Below are 18,227 nucleotides of genomic sequence, written 5' to 3' on the forward strand. Positions count from 1 at the left end.
CCATGAGTACCCTAAACTTTCACTTAGAAAAATTAGTGCGTGACAATGTAGCACGTCTAAAACCTTATTCTTCGGCTCGGGATGAGTTTAAAGATTTTCACGAGGATATGGTGTTTCTTGATGCTAATGAAAATCCGTACAATAACGGCGTTAACCGCTATCCAGATCCGCAGCAAGTGACGCTGAAGCAACATTTGTCTTCGTTAAAACGTGTGCCGGTTGATCAAATTCTTTTGGGGAACGGAAGTGATGAAGTTCTTGATTTGTTATTTAGAGCATTTTGCGAACCTAAAACAGACAATATCATTACACTGCCACCAACTTACGGAATGTACGGCGTACTGGCAGATACAAACGCGATCGCCAACCGCGAAGTCTTGCTATCTGATGATTTTCAGCCGCAAGTACATCAAATTTTAGAACAGGTTGATCATCAGACGAAGATGCTCTTTTTGTGTTCGCCTAACAACCCTACAGCCAACAGCTTTGAGGGGGAACGCATTATTCAATTGCTTGAAAATTTTAGAGGTTTAGTCGTTGTTGATGAAGCTTACATTGATTTTTCAACAGAAGAAAGCTGGGCATCAAAGCTTCAGGAGTACCCCAACCTTGTGGTGACTCAAACTTTATCTAAAGCGTATGGTTTGGCAGGAATACGTTTAGGTATTTGTTATGCTTCCGCAGAAATAATAGCGATCTTAAACAAGATCAAACCACCGTATAACGTAAATGAACTAACACAAAAACGCGCTTTAGAACGTGTTCTTGACAACACTTCAGTTCAGAACGAAATCACCGCTATTTTAAAAGAAAGAGACGCTTTATCTAAAGTATTACTTGAAGTATATTTTGTAGAAAAAGTGTATCCTTCCGAAGCTAATTTTATCTTGGCAAAAGTAGATGATGCAAACAAGCGTTATGAGCAATTGATCAAAAGAGGAATTGTTGTTCGTAATAGAAGTACCCAAGCCCTGTGTGAAAACACCCTGCGGTTTACAGTGGGCACTTCTGAAGAAAATCAAAAACTAATCTCAGCTCTTAAAGAACTGGTTTAACCAAAATACATGACTACCGAAACTACCACCAAAAAACAAAAAGTGTTGTTCATCGATCGTGATGGAACGATAATTCAAGAGCCACCGGGGTATCAGGTTGATGCTTTTGAAAAGGTGACTTTTTACCCAAAAGCATTTACCTACTTGAGTAAAATTGCTCAGGAACTCGATTATAAATTAGTGATGATCACCAATCAAGATGGTTTGGGAACTGATATTTTTCCCGAAGATACCTTCTGGCCGGTGCACAATTTCATTTTAAAATCTTTTGAAAATGAAGGCGTTGTTTTTGACGATGTCTTTATAGATAAAACCTTCCCTGAAGATAACGCAGATACGCGCAAACCGGGCACAGGAATGTTAACGAAGTTTTTTTCTGAAAGCTATGATTTGGAAAACAGTTTTGTTTTAGGAGACCGCATTACAGATATTGAACTTGCTAAAAACCTTGGAGCACAAGGTATTTTTATCAGCGATCATACCGATCTTGGAGCTGATGAAATTACTACAGAACGTGAGGAACTTGAAAAGTTCATTGCGCTTGAGACTACAGACTGGCAAAAGATTTACGAATTCTTAAAGCTGAAAGAACGCACGGCTTTCATCTCTAGAAAGACCAACGAAACCGATATTGAGATCGAATTGAATCTGGATGGTACTGGGAAGAGCGATATTAAGACCGGTTTAGCCTTTTTTGATCATATGCTCGATCAATTGGCGCGTCACGGTGCGATGGACCTTAAAATTCACGTTGATGGTGATCTGGAAGTTGATGAGCATCACACGATTGAAGATACAGCGATTGCTCTTGGAGAGGTGTTTTCTAAAGCGTTAAGTAACAAACTAGGTATAGAACGTTATGGTTTCTGTTTACCAATGGATGATTGCCTGGCGCAGGTTGCCATCGATTTTGGTGGACGTAATTGGTTAGTTTGGGAAGCCGACTTTAAACGCGAGAAAATAGGAGAGATGCCTACTGAAATGTTTTATCATTTCTTCAAATCTTTTACAGATGGTGCTCGTGCAAATCTCAATATAAAGGCAGAAGGAACAAACGAGCATCATAAGATCGAAGCTATTTTCAAAGCTTTTGCAAAAGCGATTAAAGTGGCTGTAAAACGCGATCCTGATAAAATGGTTTTGCCGAGTACAAAAGGAATGTTGTAAGCTTATGAAATTAGTAATAATCAACTACGGAGCAGGAAATATTCAAAGTATCAAATTTGCTTTTGAACGTTTAGGAGTTCACGCGATATTGTCTGATGATGCAGATGTAATCAAAGCAGCTGATAAAGTGATTTTTCCGGGTGTTGGAGAGGCGAGTAGTGCAATGGCAAAGCTGAAAGCCACCGGGTTGGATAAAGTCATTCCAACATTGAAGCAACCCGTTTTAGGGATCTGTTTGGGAATGCAATTGATGTGTAATCACTCAACTGAAGGAGACACCACCGGTTTAGGAATTTTTGATGTTGATGTAGTTAAATTTTCAAATAAAGTCAAAGTTCCACAAATCGGTTGGAACGAAATCGAAAGTTTAAAAACTCCCTTGTTTAAAGACATTCCAGAGCATAGTTTTATGTATTTAGTGCACAGTTTCTACGCTCCAAAATGTGATGCAATGATCGCTTCTACAAATTATGAAGTAGATTATGCATCAGCTTTACAAAAGGATAACTTTTACGGTGTACAATTTCACCCAGAGAAAAGTGGTAAAGTTGGACAGGAAATTTTAAAAAATTTCTGTCAACTTTAGCACTTTTCTGAACTAGTTTCAGAAACTGCCACTATGGAGTTCTTTTGTTACATATTATCTAATAAAAACCGTACGGTGCTTTATGTTGGGAAAACCAGAGACTTGCGCACACGATTACAACAACATAAGAAAGGTGTTGGAGCGGTTTTTACAAAAAAATATAATTGTTACGAGCTTTTATATTTTGAAACGTTTAAAACTGGCAGTGAAGCCTGGCAAAGGGAGCAGCAATTAAAGAGGTGGCATAAGGAATGGAAGTGGAATTTGATTAAAGATAAAAATCCAGACCTGAAAGAAATTAAAATTGAAACTATAAAATTGGAAATAGATGCTAACAATATGAGATACAATGGATCGAAAGACCCTGAAACAAGTTCAGGGTTAAGAATAATCCCGGCAATAGACATAATAGAAGGTAAGTGTGTGCGCCTTTCCAAAGGTGATTACAACACTAAAAAGATATATAATGAGAATCCGTTGGAGGTTGCGAAGGAGTTTGAAGCCCACGGAATTCAATATTTACATTTGGTTGATCTGGATGGGGCTAAAAGCAAACATATTGTCAATCATAAAGTCTTGGAGCAAATCGCTTCCCAGACCAGTCTAAAAATTGATTTTGGAGGCGGACTTAAAACTGACGATGATTTGCGTATTGCTTTTGAAAGTGGTGCCAATCAAATTACAGGCGGAAGCATCGCAGTTAAAGATCCTGAAACTTTTAAAAGTTGGTTGACAAAATTTGGCGCTAATAAAATCATTTTGGGCGCAGATGCTAAAGATGAAAAAGTCGCGGTGAGCGGCTGGCTTGAAGAGTCTAAAGAAGAATTGATCCCATTTATTCAAAGCTATCAAAAGGAAGGAGTTTCTTATGTGATTTGTACCGACATCAGTAAAGACGGGATGTTAGAAGGCCCTTCTTTTGATTTATATAGAAAAATTCTTGAAGATTGTCACCCTGAGCTTGTCGAAGGGGAAGTTGGCAATCTAAAACTCATCGCTTCTGGAGGAATTTCAACGTTTGACGAACTGCCCAAATTAGCTGAATTAGGTTGTGAAGGGACGATCATAGGTAAAGCGATTTATGAAGGTAGGATTTCAATGAAGCAGTTGGAGGGATTTATATTAAATAATTGAAAAAACGAATTAGCATATTAGGTATTTATGTTTCAATATATTATTTAGTTATAATTCTCTTTTCCCTATGGTTTAGTTTCTTTAGTGATGATCCCTGGGGGTTTGGAATCTTTGGAATTTTGGGATTATTAGTTTTAGGTTTGCCGCTTTTGCTAATTGAATCCCTATTAATGCTTATTGATAATCTAATTCTGAAGAATGCTATAGGTTTAATCATAAGTTTGATTTTTTCCTATTTCATTTTTATAGAAATGGAGCTTTTGAAATTTTAATTAATAAACTAGTATTCAGTTTACTGAAGAATTGAAATAACAATAGAACTTATAATAAGTTTTCCGTCTTCACGGAAAAGTAAAAAAAATAAAAAACGTGCTAACTAAACGTATAATACCCTGTCTCGACATCAAAAACGGAAGAACCGTAAAGGGAGTAAATTTCGTGGATCTACGCGACGCCGGAGATCCTGTGGAGCTTGCAGCGAAATATGCAGAAACCGGTGCAGACGAACTCGTTTTTCTTGATATTTCGGCTACAGAAGAACGTCGAAAAACCTTAGCTGACCTGGTTTTACGCGTAGCGGAAAAGATAAATATTCCGTTTACTGTGGGTGGCGGTATTTCTTCGGTTGAAGATGTAGACGTGTTGCTTCAGAATGGTGCAGATAAAGTTTCGATCAATTCTTCCGCAGTTAAAAATCCGCAGCTTATTAATGATTTGGCGGCAAAATTTGGTTCCCAATGTGTGGTTGTAGCCATTGACGCCAAGCAAATTGAAGGAAAATGGACCGTGCATCTTGTAGGTGGTAAAGTGCCTACCGAACTTGATCTATTTGAATGGGCAAAAGAAGTAGAGCAACGCGGGGCTGGTGAGATCTTGTTTACATCTATGGATCACGACGGTACCAAAAATGGCTTTGCAGACGAAGCGTTAGCCAAATTGAGTACTATGTTGAATATTCCGATTATCGCTTCAGGTGGTGCGGGAACGATGCAACATTTTACAGATACGTTCAAGAATGGAAAATCCGACGCAGCACTTGCTGCTAGTGTTTTTCATTTTCACGAGATCGACATTCCGGAATTGAAACAAGTTTTAAAAAAGAATAATATTCCGGTTAGAATTTAAATACCTAACCAGGAAATTAAACACATTATAATGAAAATTAAATACGACGCAAACGGACTCGTACCGGCGATAATTCAAGATGCTAAGACCAAAACCGTTTTGATGCTGGGCTATATGAATGAGGAAGCTTACTTAAAAACCAATGAGACTAAAAAGGTTACGTTTTATAGTAGAAGTAAGAAGCGTTTATGGACCAAAGGGGAAGAGAGTGGTAATTTTTTGAATTTGGTAGCCATCAAAAACGATTGTGATAACGATACACTTTTAGTAACTGTGGATCCCGTAGGGCCTACGTGTCATAAAGGAACAGACAATTGCTGGGGAGATACCAATGAGCAATCCTTTGGTTTTTTATCAGAATTGGAACAAACAATTGAAGACCGAAAGCGTAATCAAGATAACGACGACAGTTATGTGGCAAGCCTTTTTAGAAAAGGAATCAATAAAATCGCTCAGAAAGTAGGAGAGGAGGCTGTAGAAGTAGTGATTGAAGCCAAAGACGACGATGAAGGACTGTTTTTAAATGAAAGTGCAGACTTGCTCTTTCATTATTTGATCTTGTTGAAGGCGAAAGGGTATGGTTTAAATGACATCGAACAAGTGTTGTTGAAGCGTAAAAAATAGCTTTTTCACAAAATAAATAGCACCACACAAAAGCGACTTATTCTTACAGAGTAAGTCGCTTTTTGGGTTATAAAAATCATTTAAAAGATATAATTTGCCGTTTTAGCGCTAACAACTCTGCTTAGCCAAAATCTATTAAGGCTTATTTGAGAGTTATTTGTAGTTTTTTTCTTAAAAAATACATAATTAGTGATTTTTTACTAGTTTAAAAAAATTAATAGACTGAAGGATATCGTTTTTATTCAAACTAAAACGAATAAACTTACGTATTAACAAGTATAAATATACATAAATCAACATCTGCTATTTATAATCATTCTTAATTTTAAAATTAGTCTATAGTTTTAATACAAGTACTTCTTTCTGATTAATGGATTTAGCAGATAAATTTAAGTTTCTATAGCTTTCACTTAGCCGAAAAACCTTGCACTTAATCCTGTTTATCAGGAAATTAGAGTATCAATCAAGCAGATGTCAATATGCTGAAACAAATACTCTTTTCAATATTATTTCTTACAACTTTTTCATTACAAGCACAAGTTGGTGTCGGCACGACAGATCCTCATCCTGATGTCATGTTGGATGTTAATGGCGGATTACGAATACGCAGTCACAATGAAGGAAGTGATGATGCCGCAAAAGATTCTTTGGTAGTTCTAGACGGTAGAGGAGTAGTACATCGCATTGCTAAAAGCACTTTGCTTGCTAATATGGATAAGTCATTAGTACGCGCCGGAGTTTCAACCAGTTCTGGAGCTCTAGTAGACATAGGCGTTAGCGGAGAAAAAAGAGTGAAATTTGATAATGAAAGTTTTGATGTAAAAGGTGAATATGACAATTCTACCGGAATCTTTACCGCAGCGGCTAGCGGTATTTACAGAATTACAGCACAACTAAGATCAAGTAGCTCTTTACTTTCTGCGGGAGATTTTGGCATTGCGATTTACAAAAATGACTCAGGTAGAACAACCTACACAAAAATAGCAGAAGAACGCTATCTCAACGTAGAAGTAACTCTTATAAAAGTTTCACCTCCAGTAAGATCGGTTTCTACGCTTGTACAGTTAACCGCTGGTGAAGAAATAACCTTTAGAAGTATAACTGCACTATCACTTACACTGGCTGGTACTACAAATGGTAACAGTACGTTTATGACCATCGAGCAAGTGCGTTAACTAACCTTCCATTTCGATCAAGGTTAAGGCAAGTCGTATTTTATAATACGGAATCTTTTCTTCAAAATGCTCAAAATAAGGTTTTAAACCCTCAGGATGTTCTAATTCTTTTTGTGCCGCTTTAATCCGGGAAACTTCCTCTCTACTTACATAGGTGTACAAATCTAGATCGGCACCATCTTGGGCGAGTTTGGCCAAATGGGAATATACTGTCGTTTCCTTCAAGTCTCTTTTAGAGGCTATTTCTTCAATACTTAGCCCATCTTTGAGCATTTGGAAAGTAACCTGATGTGTAGCGCTTTTACTGCCTTTCTTTTTGATTTTAGACTTTTGAAAATCAAGAATAGCTTCAATGAAGGCATCTCCGTAAACTTCAAGCTTACGTTGACCCACTCCGCTAATTTCAAGAAACTCCATTTCTGTTGTGGGGCGGGCACGTTCGAGTTCCTTGAGCGTTTTATCACTAAATACCAAATAAGCAGGAATTTCTTCCTCTTTAGCAATTTCAGCACGTAAGGCGCGTAGTTTTTCAAAGAGTTCGTTGCCTTTTTTGATCTTAGGCTTTCTGGCTTCTACCGGTTCTTGTTTTAAAACTTCGGTAGGTGCAGTAAGGCGTACCTTTTTTCCATTAAAAAGAACCTCTTTACTGGATTCGGTCAGATGTAAATTGTTTCTCAAATGAAAGGCGATCTCGCAATAGCCTTGATTGATGAGCTGTAAAACATAATGCTGCCAATCCTTCCAAGAGACGTCTTTCCCGATTCCGTAAGTGCTTACCTGATCTAATTGATGATCTAGGATGTGCGCATTTTTAGCTCCTCGTAAAATATCGATAATTGCTCCAATAGGCTCTTTGCCTTTAACACGAGCAATGGTGGAGAGTGCTTTTTGAGCAAGAATGGTTCCGTCAAAAAACTGGGGTGGATTTTTACATACATCACAATTACCGCAGTCTTCTGCCAGGAATTCGCCAAAATAACTCAGTAAGATTTTACGCCTGCACGTAGTCGCTTCAGCGTATTGCTTCATACGGTCTAACTTGGCGTTTTGCACTTCTTCATTGCCTGCTCCCTGGGTAAAACGCCGCAGTTGCAACACGTCAGCATAACTGTGAAAAAGCAAGGCGTGGGATTTCAGTCCGTCGCGCCCGGCACGCCCGATTTCCTGATAATAACCTTCCAGGTTTTTTGGCATGTTGTAATGAATTACCCAGCGTACATTAGATTTATCGATTCCCATTCCAAAGGCAACCGTGGCACAAACTACTTGTGTTTTGTCGTAGATAAAATCTTCCTGTACCTTATTGCGCTCATCAAAACTTAAACCTGCGTGATAACAGGTTGCTTTGATACCTTCTGCCGCTAAAGAAGTTGAAACACTTTCGGTGGTTTTTCGGCTCAGGCAATAAATGATTCCGCTCGTATCTGGTCGCTTTTCTAAAAAGCGTTTGATTTGATCCAGACGTTTATCTGCAGCACGTACTTCTAAGGTGATGTTCTTACGATCAAACGAACTGATAAATTGTTTTGCATGGGAGATGTTCAGTTGGTTGGCAATGTCCTCCCGTGTGGCCTTGTCTGCTGTCGCTGTAAGCGCGATCATAGGAATTTGGGGCAAGGATTTTTTCAGAAAACCCAATTGCTGATACGAGGGTCTAAAATCGTGTCCCCAGGAAGAGATACAATGCGCTTCATCAATGGCGATACAACTGATGTATGTCTTATTTAAAATAGGATTCAAGCCCGCAAGACTTTCAGGAGCTACATACAACAGCTTTAAGTCGCGATTGGCAACTTGATCGATGATCGCCTGCTGGTCTTCGGCACTTTGACTGCTGTTGTAAAAATCAGCCGCAATCCCGTTAGCTTTGAGTCCGTCTACCTGATCTTTCATCAATGCGATCAAGGGGGAAATCACGAGCGTCAATCCTTCAAATAAAACTGCCGGAAGTTGATAGCATATTGATTTCCCACCACCGGTAGGCATAATTACAATAGCATCTTCACCGTTGAGCACAGTCTCAATAATGGCACTTTGCTCATTTCTGAAACTGTCATACCCAAAATAAGTCTTGAGCGTGGTAAGCAAGGTGTTTTTATCGATTGAAGTGCGCATAGAATTTCCTTTACTGCAAAAAACGGAATTTTTAACTGAAACTCCTCGCTTTCGAAATTCGAATCGAGAGGAATTATAACTTCTAGCTACAGCGTTGTAAAAACCTTAAAAAGCCTATGCTGTTTTTACACAAAATTCAATTTAATATTTTAAAATTGGCAATTGCATAATTCTTACATTTCATCTCTATAAAAGCTAATGCAGACGGGCGTTGGCTTTAAATTTATTACTAAAATTGTTCTACATGAAAGCACGAAAATATACCATTGCGGTACTTCAACTCGCCTTAAATAACACTCCGGAAAATAATCTCGCGAAGTGTAAAAAATGGGTCAAGGACGCAGCTGAAAAAGGAGCTGAGATCATTTGCCTTCCAGAACTCTACAGCAGTCATTATTTCTGTCAGGATGAGGACGTAGACAATTTTAAATATGCCGAACCGCTATATGACGTTTCATTTAATGAGTTTAGTGCCTTGGCTAAAGAATTAGGGGTTGTGATCATTGTTCCGTTTTTTGAAAAACGAATGAGCGGAATTTACCACAACAGTGCTTACATTATTGATACCGATGGGGCCGAAGCGGGGCTTTACCGTAAAATGCATATCCCTGATGATCCTCACTTTTACGAAAAATTCTATTTCACCCCGGGTGATTTAGGTTTTAAAACGATCAAAACGCAAAAAGCCAACTTAGGAACATTGATTTGTTGGGATCAATGGTATCCGGAAGCAGCTCGACTCACCGCTTTACAAGGTGCCGAAGTCTTATTTTATCCAACTGCCATCGGCTGGCATCCTCAGGAAAAAGAGCAGTTTGGTGTAAATCAGCACGGTGCCTGGATGAACGTGATGAAAGGCCACGCGGTCGCCAATGGAGTTTATGTAGCGGCTGCTAACCGTATCGGACTAGAAAAATATGTACCCGACACCAACGGAATTGAATTTTGGGGGCAATCATTTATTTGTGGTCCGCAAGGGGAGATTCTGGCTCAAGCTTCAGCAGATCAAGAAGAAATACTCCTCGCAGAGATCGATTTGGATCTACAGGAAAATGTACGCCAAAACTGGCCATTTTTCAGAGATCGCCGTATTGATTTCTATGGAGAAATAACCAAACGCGCATTAGACTAACCAATGAAAAGCAACAGACGTTTACCTGCAGAATGGGAAAAGCAACAGGGAATTTTATTATGTTTTCCCAGTAATGGAAACGACTGGCCCGGTAAATACCAGGCAATTCAATTTGTTTTTATTGACTTCATAAAAAAAATCGCAGAAACTGAAACGGTCTTTTTACTTGTGGGTCGTGAAAGTATAAAAAACAAGGTGATCACTTTGCTTGAAGCGGCGCACGCCAACTTAGGTAAAATCATTTTTATTCTGCAAAAGACCAATCGCAGCTGGATGCGTGATTCGGGACCAATCATTGTTAAGCACAATGGTGCTCGAGAAGCTTTAAACTTCAACTTTAACGGCTGGGCAAAGTATGGGAATTACCGTTTAGACAAACAGGTTCCTAAACGTATGGCAGATTTTTTGGGTATTCCTTTACAGCAGGTAATGTACAATGAAGAGCCTGTGATTCTTGAAGGCGGCGCTATAGATGTTAACGGTAAAGGAACTTTGCTTACTTCAGAAGAATGTTTGCTTGACCCAAAAATTCAAGTGAGAAATCCCGGTTTTACCAAAGAAGATTATGAGAAGATCTTTGAAAAATACTTTGGGGTTACCAATACCATCTGGTTAGGAAAAGGCATCGCCGGTGATGACACCCACGGTCATATTGACGATCTATGCCGCTTTGTCGATGCAAAAACGATCGTGACCGTCGTAGAAACCGATCCCAGTGATCCTAACTATGCAGTATTACAAGACAATCTGGCCCGTTTAGAATTGGCAAAACTAGAAGACGGAAGCACTCCCAGAGTTGTGACCCTGCCTATGCCTAAACGTATCGATTATGAAGACCTGCGCCTTCCTGCGAGTTATGCTAATTTTCTTATTCTGAATAAAACGGTTTTAGTCCCAACCTTTAATGATCTCAATGACAGTGTGGCTTTAAAAACACTTTCTGAACTTTTTCCAAATCGTAAAGTCATTGGTATTTGTGCGCTTGACTTGGTTTGGGGGCTAGGCACACTACACTGTTTGAGTCAGCAGATTCCTTCTTAAAAGCTTTCAGAAGTTACGCCATTTAAAACCGTACATTTGCAGCGGTTATAGCAACACCTTTTTGCTGCTAATATTAGACTTATGGCATCTTTTGAAGATTTTAAAATAAATAAACAACTGCGCTACGCAATTGAAGATTTAGGTTTTACAACTCCTACACCTATTCAGGAGCAAGCATTTGGCGTGGTAAAATCGGGTCGTGATGTGGTAGGAATTGCACAGACCGGTACCGGAAAGACCTTTGCATATATGCTTCCGGTTCTGGAGAATTTAAAGTTTTCAAAACAGATCAATCCACGCGTGCTTATTCTGGTTCCCACGCGCGAACTCGTGCTGCAAGTAGTAGAACAGATCGAAGCTTACGGGAAATACAGTTCCATTCGTGTGGTTGGTGTTTATGGAGGAACCAACATCAATACGCAGAAAGAAGCCGTGATACAAGGTTGTGATATCCTTGTAGGTACTCCAGGAAGATTATACGATCTGGCTGTGAGCAGAGCGCTTCAGTTGAAGTCGGTTAAGCAACTCATCATCGATGAAGTTGATGTTATGCTTGATCTTGGTTTTCGTTTTCAGCTGGTTAATATTTTTGACTTGCTTCCGCAGCGAAGACAAAACATTATGTTCTCGGCGACTATGACCGATGAAGTTGACGAACTCATGGACACCTTCTTCACAACGCCAGAGCGTATACAGGTGGCGCTTAGCGGAACTCCTTTAGATGCGATTGAGCAGCACTATTATGAAGTTCCTAATTTTTATACCAAAGCAAACTTGTTGAATATCCTTCTCAAGGATAAAAAAGAGTTTAAAAAGACACTCATTTTCGTTTCTAATAAAAAGCTAGCCGATCGCCTATTTAAAGAGTTGGAAGAAGTTTTTGGTAACGAAGTAGGCGTGATCCACGCCAATAAAACCCAGAATTACCGCATTAACGCGATCGAGCAATTTGATGCCGGTACCTATCGTATTCTGGTCACTACCGATGTGATGGCCCGCGGACTCGATCTTGACGAAGTGACCCACGTTTTTAATGTAGATGTGCCGCGTTTTGCTGAAAACTATATGCACCGTATAGGCCGTACGGGTAGGGCAGGAACTACAGGTAAAAGTTATTTGCTGGGAACTCCCGATGAGCAGGAACGTAAAGAAGCCATAGAAAAGCTGATGGATATGCAACTTCCACAGGCTGATCTACCTGAAGGACTTGAAGTCTCTAAACGATTGATTCCTGAAGAGGAACCCAATTATGTTGAAATAAATAATCCTACCAAACGCGATGAAACGCGTGGTGCCAGTTTTCACGAGAAAAAAGAGAAAAATAAAAAGGTTAATTTGGGAGGAAAATACAGACGTGAATTGGCCAAAAAGTATAAAAAACCGAAAACCCGAGGCGATAAAAACTACAACCGCCGCAACAAACGCAAATAAGATTTTGTGTGTGTTACTTACACTTAATTGCGTATTTGATAAATAGTTTCTTATAAAATTTCGTACTTTTTAAACTTTAAATGCATTTTTAGTTTAATTCTCACGTATGAAACGCAGAAATACGATTAAACTGCTCACTCTGGGAACAGGAGCAGTTTTTGTCACGCCTTTGGTGAGCGGACTCTTATCAAGCTGTAAAAGCGAACCGGACTACCCTAGTTTTGAACCTGAATTTTTTGATGCTGAAGAGCTTCCGTTGCTCAATGCAGTGATCGATACGTTGATTCCGGAAACCGATAGTCCTTCGGCAGTTGCTGTGGGAGTACCGCAAACTTTAGATCATATGATTTCCGGTCTATATTGGCCAGAACAAAAAGCAGCTTTCAAAGCAAATTTTTTGGCTTTAAAAGAGTATCTCAATACGGTTAAAGGACAGTCTTTCATTAACCTAAAACCGGAAGAAAAAACTACGGTACTACACGAGCTGATCGATTCTAGAGAAGATTCAACTAAAACTGCACGTAACTCCCTTCTAGATATTAAAAACCAGTCTATTGCTTATTATTTAAATACAGAAAAAGTAGCTAAAAATCATTTGAATTATTTACCGGTTCCGGGGCCGTTTTTACCCTGCATACCACTAGACGAACTTAACGGAAAAGCCTGGGCGATATGAGCACTCAAGATAAATTACCAGATACCTTTGATGCCATTGTCGTAGGCTCTGGAATAAGCGGCGGCTATGCCGCGATGGAGCTGTGTAAAAAAGGATACAAAACCCTTATTTTAGAACGCGGTCGCGATGTAAAACACATCGAAGATTATGATACGGCAAACGACGATACTTGGGATTTACCCTACAACGGTAGGGTGCCTAAGGAAGAAATCAAAAAGCATTACTTTAAACAAGATCGGCTCAATTGGTGGGTGAATCAGGATAACAAAGCTTTTGTCAATAAAGATGATGAATATCCCTATGATGAGATCGAACGCTTTGATTGGATACGTGGGCATCATTTAGGTGGTCGATCTATCATGTGGGGAAGACATTGTTATCGTTGGAGCGATATCGATTTTGAAGCCAATAAAAAGGAAGGCGTGGCTATTGACTGGCCCATACGCTATGCAGATATTGAACCTTGGTACGATCAAGTAGAGACTTTTGTAGGCGTGAGCGGTCAGGCTGAAGGGTTAAAGCAAGTGCCTGACGGAAAGTTTTTAAAACCTTTTGAACTCAATTGTGCCGAGCAGGATTTTAGAGAAAAAGTGAATGCCCAATATCCTGAGCGTGTGGTCACTCCAGGGCGCATCGCCAATTTATCTGAATACGATCCTGAAGTGCATCTGGGTACCCGTGGGCAATGTCAAACTCGTAACCGTTGCTGGCGTGGGTGTCCGTTTGGGGCGTATTTTAGTAGTCAGTCTGCGACCTTACCGGTGGCTCGAGAAACGGGCAACCTTACCGTAAGACCGTTTAGTATTGCCGCAGAAGTACTTTATGACGACGCTACACAGCGCGCTACCGGCATTCGAGTAATTGACGCCAATAGCGGCGAGGAGCATATTTTTAAAGCGAAAATTATCTTTTGTAATGCCAGCACCGTAGGAACCACGGCTTTGCTATTAAATAGCAGATCACGACGTTTTCCTAATGGTTTGGGGAACGACAGCGGCGAACTAGGCCACAACCTGATGGATCATCACTACGGAATGGGCGCAGGAGCAGAATTTCCCGGTTTTGAAGACACCTATTATCAAGGCCGAAAGGCTAACGGTTTTTATATCCCAAGATTTAGAAATATTGATGAAGGAACCAAGCGTGAAGATTATTTGCGCGGTTTTGGCTATCAAGGAAATATCTCCCGAGGCCGAAGCATTCCTGACGAAAAAATAGGAGCAGACCTTAAAGAAGACATTTTTAAACCGGGGCCATACACCGTTTCTGTGGCGTGCTTTGGTGAAATGTTGCCGTATCATGAGAATCGGATGTTCCTCAATTTTGAAAAACACGATCAACACGGAATGCCCATCATTACCTTTGATGCCAAATTGCGTGATAACGAAATGAAATTACGGGAGGATGGCGTGCAATGTGCTGTCGAAATGCTTGAAGCTGCCGGTTGTAAAAACATATGGACGTATAATGACCTCACCGCTCCCGGAGCCTGTATTCACGAGATGGGAACTGCAAGAATGGGCAATGATCCTGAAACCAGTGTGCTTAACAAATGGAACCAAATTCACGCCGTTCCTAACGTTTTTGTAACCGATGGTTCCTGTATGACCAGCAGCGGTACCCAAAACCCAAGCATCACCTATATGGCGCTTACCGCACGAGCAGTGGATTATGCTGATAAACAGATGAAAGCTGGAGTGTTGTAAGTATTTTATTTTTAATTGAAGAAATGGATATTAAAAATGCATTGTTGAAATTTTAAACCTCCCCATCCCAAACTAAAACCTCTCCGGGTTGTATAGCTTTTAATTTTAAACTCCCAATACGGATGCGCACTAATCGCAAGGTGGGACAATCGATCGCTGAAGTCATCTTGCGTACTTGTCTAAACTTGCCTTCGATGATGGTGATGCTTAACCAGGTGGTTGGTCCGTGGCGCGCATCGCGTATTTTTTTTCCACGGTCGGGTAGTGCGGGTGATGTTTCTAAAATTTTGACACCACAAGGTTTAGTTCGGTATTTTTTACCATTGATCCCGATTTCAATCCCCTGACTTAATTGTTCCAATTGGGCTTCGGTAGGTATCCCGTCAACCAGGGCATAATATTCTTTTTCGATCCCACTTCGGTTGATGTGATCGCTCAATTTGCCATCGGTGGTCATCAGCAACAAGCCTTCAGACTTTTCATCTAAGCGACCAATAGGCATAATTCCGTCAGGCCAGGAATACAATTCTGCAAGAAATTTTTTCTTTCGTTTTTGATGTAAATCATTGCTGCTCAATTGACTTAAATAGCCGTAAGGTTTAAAGAGTAAATAGTGTTGATGTGTTGCCAAGCTGCAGTTTTTTCGCTTTGCAAACCTAAGCAAACACGAGCAAATTTAGGCCCAAAGCTTTAGCATTCAATACAAGCAGTTTAGCCCGCAATAGCTTATTTTTGGATACTTCAACGCAATACAGATTCTTTATTTGCTTTTATGACAGGAAACCAAAAGCGCAAGCAACAAGCCAAAATTCTTAGACAATTCAGAAGCGTTCACAGAGCGATGGGGGCAGTATTATTTGTGTTCTTTTTTGTGATCTCGGTTTCGGGACTTTTACTCGGAGTCAAGAAAAACAGCGGAGATTTATTATTACCCAAAACACAGAAAGGCACTACGACCGACTTGACGCAGTGGCTTCCGCTTGAAGAGCTCAAAGAAAAAGCCATCAACGTATTGCACGATTCGGTTTCCCCCGATTTAGAGACCAAATTAGACCGTATTGATGTAAGGAATGAAAAAGGAATCGTCAAATTTATCTTTGATGCGCATTATTACGGCATTCAATTAGATGGGGCAACTGGCGAAGTTTTACACATTGGTAAACGGCGTTCTGATGTGATCGAGAACATTCATGACGGTTCGATTCTCGATAATTATTTGGGAACCGGCGGCTATATCAAATTGGTTTATACGGTAGTGATGAGCATCGCCTTGTTGCTGTTCACCATCACCGGATTCTGGCTGTGGTACGGCCCAAAACAGATGCGTAAAGGCCGCAATTAATTTCATAAACCCTAAAAATGCTGAAACAATTTGGTGGTAAAATCACGCCCGAATTAAAAAAACGCTACGAGCAATCTCCCAATTGGAAGGATGGATGTTTCCAGAATCTGGAAGAAACCACGATGGACGTTGGCCTTGCTGAAATGCCGGGGATGCTTTGGAAAATGTTTTTTGGTAAAGGAAATTCTATTCCTGATCAAAATTTACCCATCGAGAGTTTTGATAAATCGGCTTTCTTGGAACCTGATGATGCTGTTAAATACATCTGGTACGGGCACGGCGTTTATTTACTACGTATCGCGGGCAAAACGATTTTGATCGACCCTATGCTGGGTCCCGATGCAGCACCTATTGCGCCCACAAAATCCAAACGTTTCTCAGAAAACACGTTGAATTTGATCGATGACTTTCCGCAGATTGATTTGATGTTGTTAACCCACGATCATTATGATCATCTGGATTACGCGAGTATCAAAAAACTACTTCCAAAAGTCAAAAACTATTATGTGGCTTTGGGTTGTGGTCGGCATCTCGAAGCTTGGGGCGCTGCAAAACAAAGCATCACCGAGTTTGATTGGTGGGATACACATACTTTTGACGGACTCGAAATCACATTTACACCGAGCAGGCATTTTTCCGGTAGAGGATTACGCGACAGAGCTAAATCACTTTGGGGTGGATGGGTTATAAAATCTTCTGAAACTTCTATTTTTCATACCGGTGATGGTGGTTATGGGGCGCACTTTAAAGAAATAGGGGAGCGTCTTGGCCCGTTTGATCTCGGTTTTGTAGAATGCGGGCAGTATAACGTACGCTGGCAGGCGATTCATATGTTGCCCGATGAGGCGGTTAAAGCTGCACTTGACTCCGGAGTAAAAAGAGCCACACCGTATCATTGGGGCGGTTTTAAGCTCGCTTTTCACGACTGGACAGAGCCTGCTGATCTTTTTACTGCCGAAGCCAAAAAACAAAACCTTGAAGTTACGCTTCCGCGATTGGGGCAGTTGATGCATTTAAATCAAGAGCCTCAGAAGCAATCCTGGTGGAAAGTTGAGTCTTAATATGGAGAAAAAAGCGATCTATGCGGTAGTCCTTGCAGCGCTTATAGCAGGAAGTAATGGGATTTTGATCAAGGCGATGCCCAGTTTGACCACTGGAGCCATCGGTTGGTTTAGAGCGGGAGTTCCTGTTTTGTTTTTACTTCCGGTATTGTTGCGCACAAACCAACTACGCGTAAAGGGAAATACTAAAATGCTACTGTTTGCCTCGGTGATCAACGCGGTACGTACCTATTTTTTCTTGATGGCTTTTGTATATACTTCTGTAGGCAATGCAATAGTATTATTTTATGTATATCCACTCTTCATCACTATTATTGAAACTACCGTTTATAAAGCGCCCATTAGCAAAAAGCAAATTCTTTATATGCTTTTAGCCTTTGCAGGAATTGCATTTACCTACGCCGATAAAGAATTCAGTTTTGAGTCTCGGGATTTTATAGGAATGCTGGCCGCAATTCTGGCTGCCGTTGGATATGCGTTCTTTGTTTCCATTTTCAAGCGGCAAACGCAAGACTGTAACCGCAATCAATTGCTTTTTTACCAAAACCTGGCAGGAGCCGTTTTATTCATTCCTTTTTTATTCGGTTTGAAAGACGTTGAGCTCACGCATATGGGAATTGGAATTTTTTATGGCTTACTTATCGGAATCGTGCAATTTGGTTTGTTTTTCTTCGGCTTAAAACATTTAAATGCCACCACAGCAGCTTCCTTGATGTATTTAGAGGTATTAAGTGCTGTAATCCTAAGCTTTTTTATACTGAAGGAACAATTGAGCTGGAATACCTACATCGGCGGCGCCTTGATTTTGATAAGCAGCTTCTTTATTTCCCGATTGAATAGAAAAACATCTTAGCTTC

At 40.3% G+C, this 18,227-nt stretch carries 17 protein-coding genes and 1 pseudogene; 16 read left to right on the forward strand and 2 right to left on the reverse strand.

The features are described from left to right. Positions 1-2 precede the first annotated feature (2 nt). The 8 genes and pseudogenes from hisC to MED217_RS08920 all read left to right on the forward strand — a co-directional run bounded on the left by hisC (position 3) and on the right by MED217_RS08920 (position 6,866). A complete protein-coding gene (hisC, locus tag MED217_RS08885) occupies positions 3-1,055 on the forward strand; it encodes a histidinol-phosphate transaminase (protein WP_009780173.1) in 1,053 nt (350 codons plus the stop codon). A 9-nt stretch (positions 1,056-1,064) separates the two neighbouring features. Continuing rightward, on the forward strand, positions 1,065-2,222 hold the full coding sequence (hisB, locus tag MED217_RS08890; protein WP_009780174.1) for a bifunctional histidinol-phosphatase/imidazoleglycerol-phosphate dehydratase HisB: 1,158 nt from the start codon (positions 1,065-1,067) through the stop codon (positions 2,220-2,222). A 4-nt stretch (positions 2,223-2,226) separates the two neighbouring features. Then, a complete protein-coding gene (gene hisH, locus MED217_RS08895; RefSeq protein ID WP_009780175.1) occupies positions 2,227-2,808 on the forward strand; it encodes an imidazole glycerol phosphate synthase subunit HisH in 582 nt (193 codons plus the stop codon). A gap of 33 nt (positions 2,809-2,841) precedes the next feature. Continuing rightward, a pseudogene (locus MED217_RS19220) lies at positions 2,842-3,057 on the forward strand (GIY-YIG nuclease family protein); the annotation flags it as partial. Between the two features lie 90 nt (positions 3,058-3,147). Continuing rightward, positions 3,148-3,942 carry a 1-(5-phosphoribosyl)-5-[(5-phosphoribosylamino)methylideneamino]imidazole-4-carboxamide isomerase gene (gene hisA, locus MED217_RS08900; protein WP_050759354.1) on the forward strand — a complete coding sequence of 265 codons (795 nt, stop codon included), beginning with the start codon at positions 3,148-3,150 and terminating at the stop codon, positions 3,940-3,942. A gap of 369 nt (positions 3,943-4,311) precedes the next feature. Next, positions 4,312-5,067, forward strand: coding sequence for an imidazole glycerol phosphate synthase subunit HisF (gene hisF, locus MED217_RS08910; RefSeq protein ID WP_040532690.1), 756 nt, complete (start codon positions 4,312-4,314; stop codon positions 5,065-5,067). Between the two features lie 24 nt (positions 5,068-5,091). Next, entirely contained in the window at positions 5,092-5,691 is a 600-nt protein-coding gene (gene hisIE / locus MED217_RS08915; protein ID WP_456237218.1) for a bifunctional phosphoribosyl-AMP cyclohydrolase/phosphoribosyl-ATP diphosphatase HisIE, read from the forward strand. A 479-nt stretch (positions 5,692-6,170) separates the two neighbouring features. Further along, positions 6,171-6,866 (forward strand): C1q-like domain-containing protein, encoded by a 696-nt coding sequence (locus tag MED217_RS08920; protein ID WP_009780180.1) that lies wholly within the window; start codon positions 6,171-6,173, stop codon positions 6,864-6,866. Here MED217_RS08920 and recQ read toward each other — a convergent pair whose 3' ends face one another. Then, positions 6,867-8,981, reverse strand: coding sequence for a DNA helicase RecQ (recQ, locus tag MED217_RS08925; protein ID WP_009780181.1), 2,115 nt, complete (start codon positions 8,979-8,981; stop codon positions 6,867-6,869). Positions 8,982-9,225: 244 nt separating this feature from the next. Here recQ and MED217_RS08930 point away from each other — a divergent pair, with 244 nt between their 5' ends. From MED217_RS08930 to MED217_RS08950, 5 genes are all read left to right on the forward strand, one after another. Further along, complete coding sequence (locus tag MED217_RS08930; protein WP_009780182.1) at positions 9,226-10,113, forward strand: carbon-nitrogen hydrolase; 888 nt, start codon at positions 9,226-9,228, stop codon at positions 10,111-10,113. A 3-nt stretch (positions 10,114-10,116) separates the two neighbouring features. Beyond that, complete coding sequence (locus tag MED217_RS08935) at positions 10,117-11,154, forward strand: agmatine deiminase family protein (RefSeq protein WP_009780183.1); 1,038 nt, start codon at positions 10,117-10,119, stop codon at positions 11,152-11,154. Between the two features lie 81 nt (positions 11,155-11,235). After that, entirely contained in the window at positions 11,236-12,585 is a 1,350-nt protein-coding gene (locus MED217_RS08940; RefSeq protein WP_009780184.1) for a DEAD/DEAH box helicase, read from the forward strand. Between the two features lie 106 nt (positions 12,586-12,691). Then, the gene (locus tag MED217_RS08945) at positions 12,692-13,261 is read left to right on the forward strand and encodes a gluconate 2-dehydrogenase subunit 3 family protein (RefSeq protein ID WP_009780185.1); all 570 of its coding nucleotides are present in this window, start codon (positions 12,692-12,694) and stop codon (positions 13,259-13,261) included. Further along, positions 13,258-14,967, forward strand: coding sequence for a GMC oxidoreductase (locus MED217_RS08950; protein ID WP_009780186.1), 1,710 nt, complete (start codon positions 13,258-13,260; stop codon positions 14,965-14,967). Before MED217_RS08945 ends, MED217_RS08950 begins: the two co-directional genes overlap by 4 nt. A 52-nt stretch (positions 14,968-15,019) precedes the next feature. Here MED217_RS08950 and MED217_RS08955 read toward each other — a convergent pair whose 3' ends face one another. Then, a complete protein-coding gene (locus MED217_RS08955) occupies positions 15,020-15,598 on the reverse strand; it encodes a pseudouridine synthase (RefSeq protein WP_009780187.1) in 579 nt (192 codons plus the stop codon). A gap of 141 nt (positions 15,599-15,739) precedes the next feature. Between MED217_RS08955 and MED217_RS08960 the strand changes: the two genes are divergently transcribed. Genes MED217_RS08960 through MED217_RS08970 form a run of 3 tightly spaced genes read left to right on the forward strand, consistent with a single transcriptional unit; the run spans position 15,740 to position 18,223 of the window. Continuing rightward, positions 15,740-16,309, forward strand: a complete 570-nt coding sequence (locus MED217_RS08960; RefSeq protein ID WP_009780188.1) for a PepSY-associated TM helix domain-containing protein — start codon at positions 15,740-15,742, stop codon at positions 16,307-16,309. A 17-nt stretch (positions 16,310-16,326) separates the two neighbouring features. Beyond that, positions 16,327-17,370: an MBL fold metallo-hydrolase gene (locus tag MED217_RS08965; RefSeq protein WP_009780189.1), complete on the forward strand. Its 1,044-nt coding sequence runs from the start codon at positions 16,327-16,329 to the stop codon at positions 17,368-17,370. Between the two features lies 1 nt (position 17,371). Continuing rightward, the gene (locus tag MED217_RS08970; protein ID WP_009780190.1) at positions 17,372-18,223 is read left to right on the forward strand and encodes a DMT family transporter; all 852 of its coding nucleotides are present in this window, start codon (positions 17,372-17,374) and stop codon (positions 18,221-18,223) included. The last annotated feature ends 4 nt before the right edge of the window (positions 18,224-18,227 follow it).

Source organism: Leeuwenhoekiella blandensis MED217 (assembly GCF_000152985.1).
GTDB classification, from domain to species: domain Bacteria; phylum Bacteroidota; class Bacteroidia; order Flavobacteriales; family Flavobacteriaceae; genus Leeuwenhoekiella; species Leeuwenhoekiella blandensis.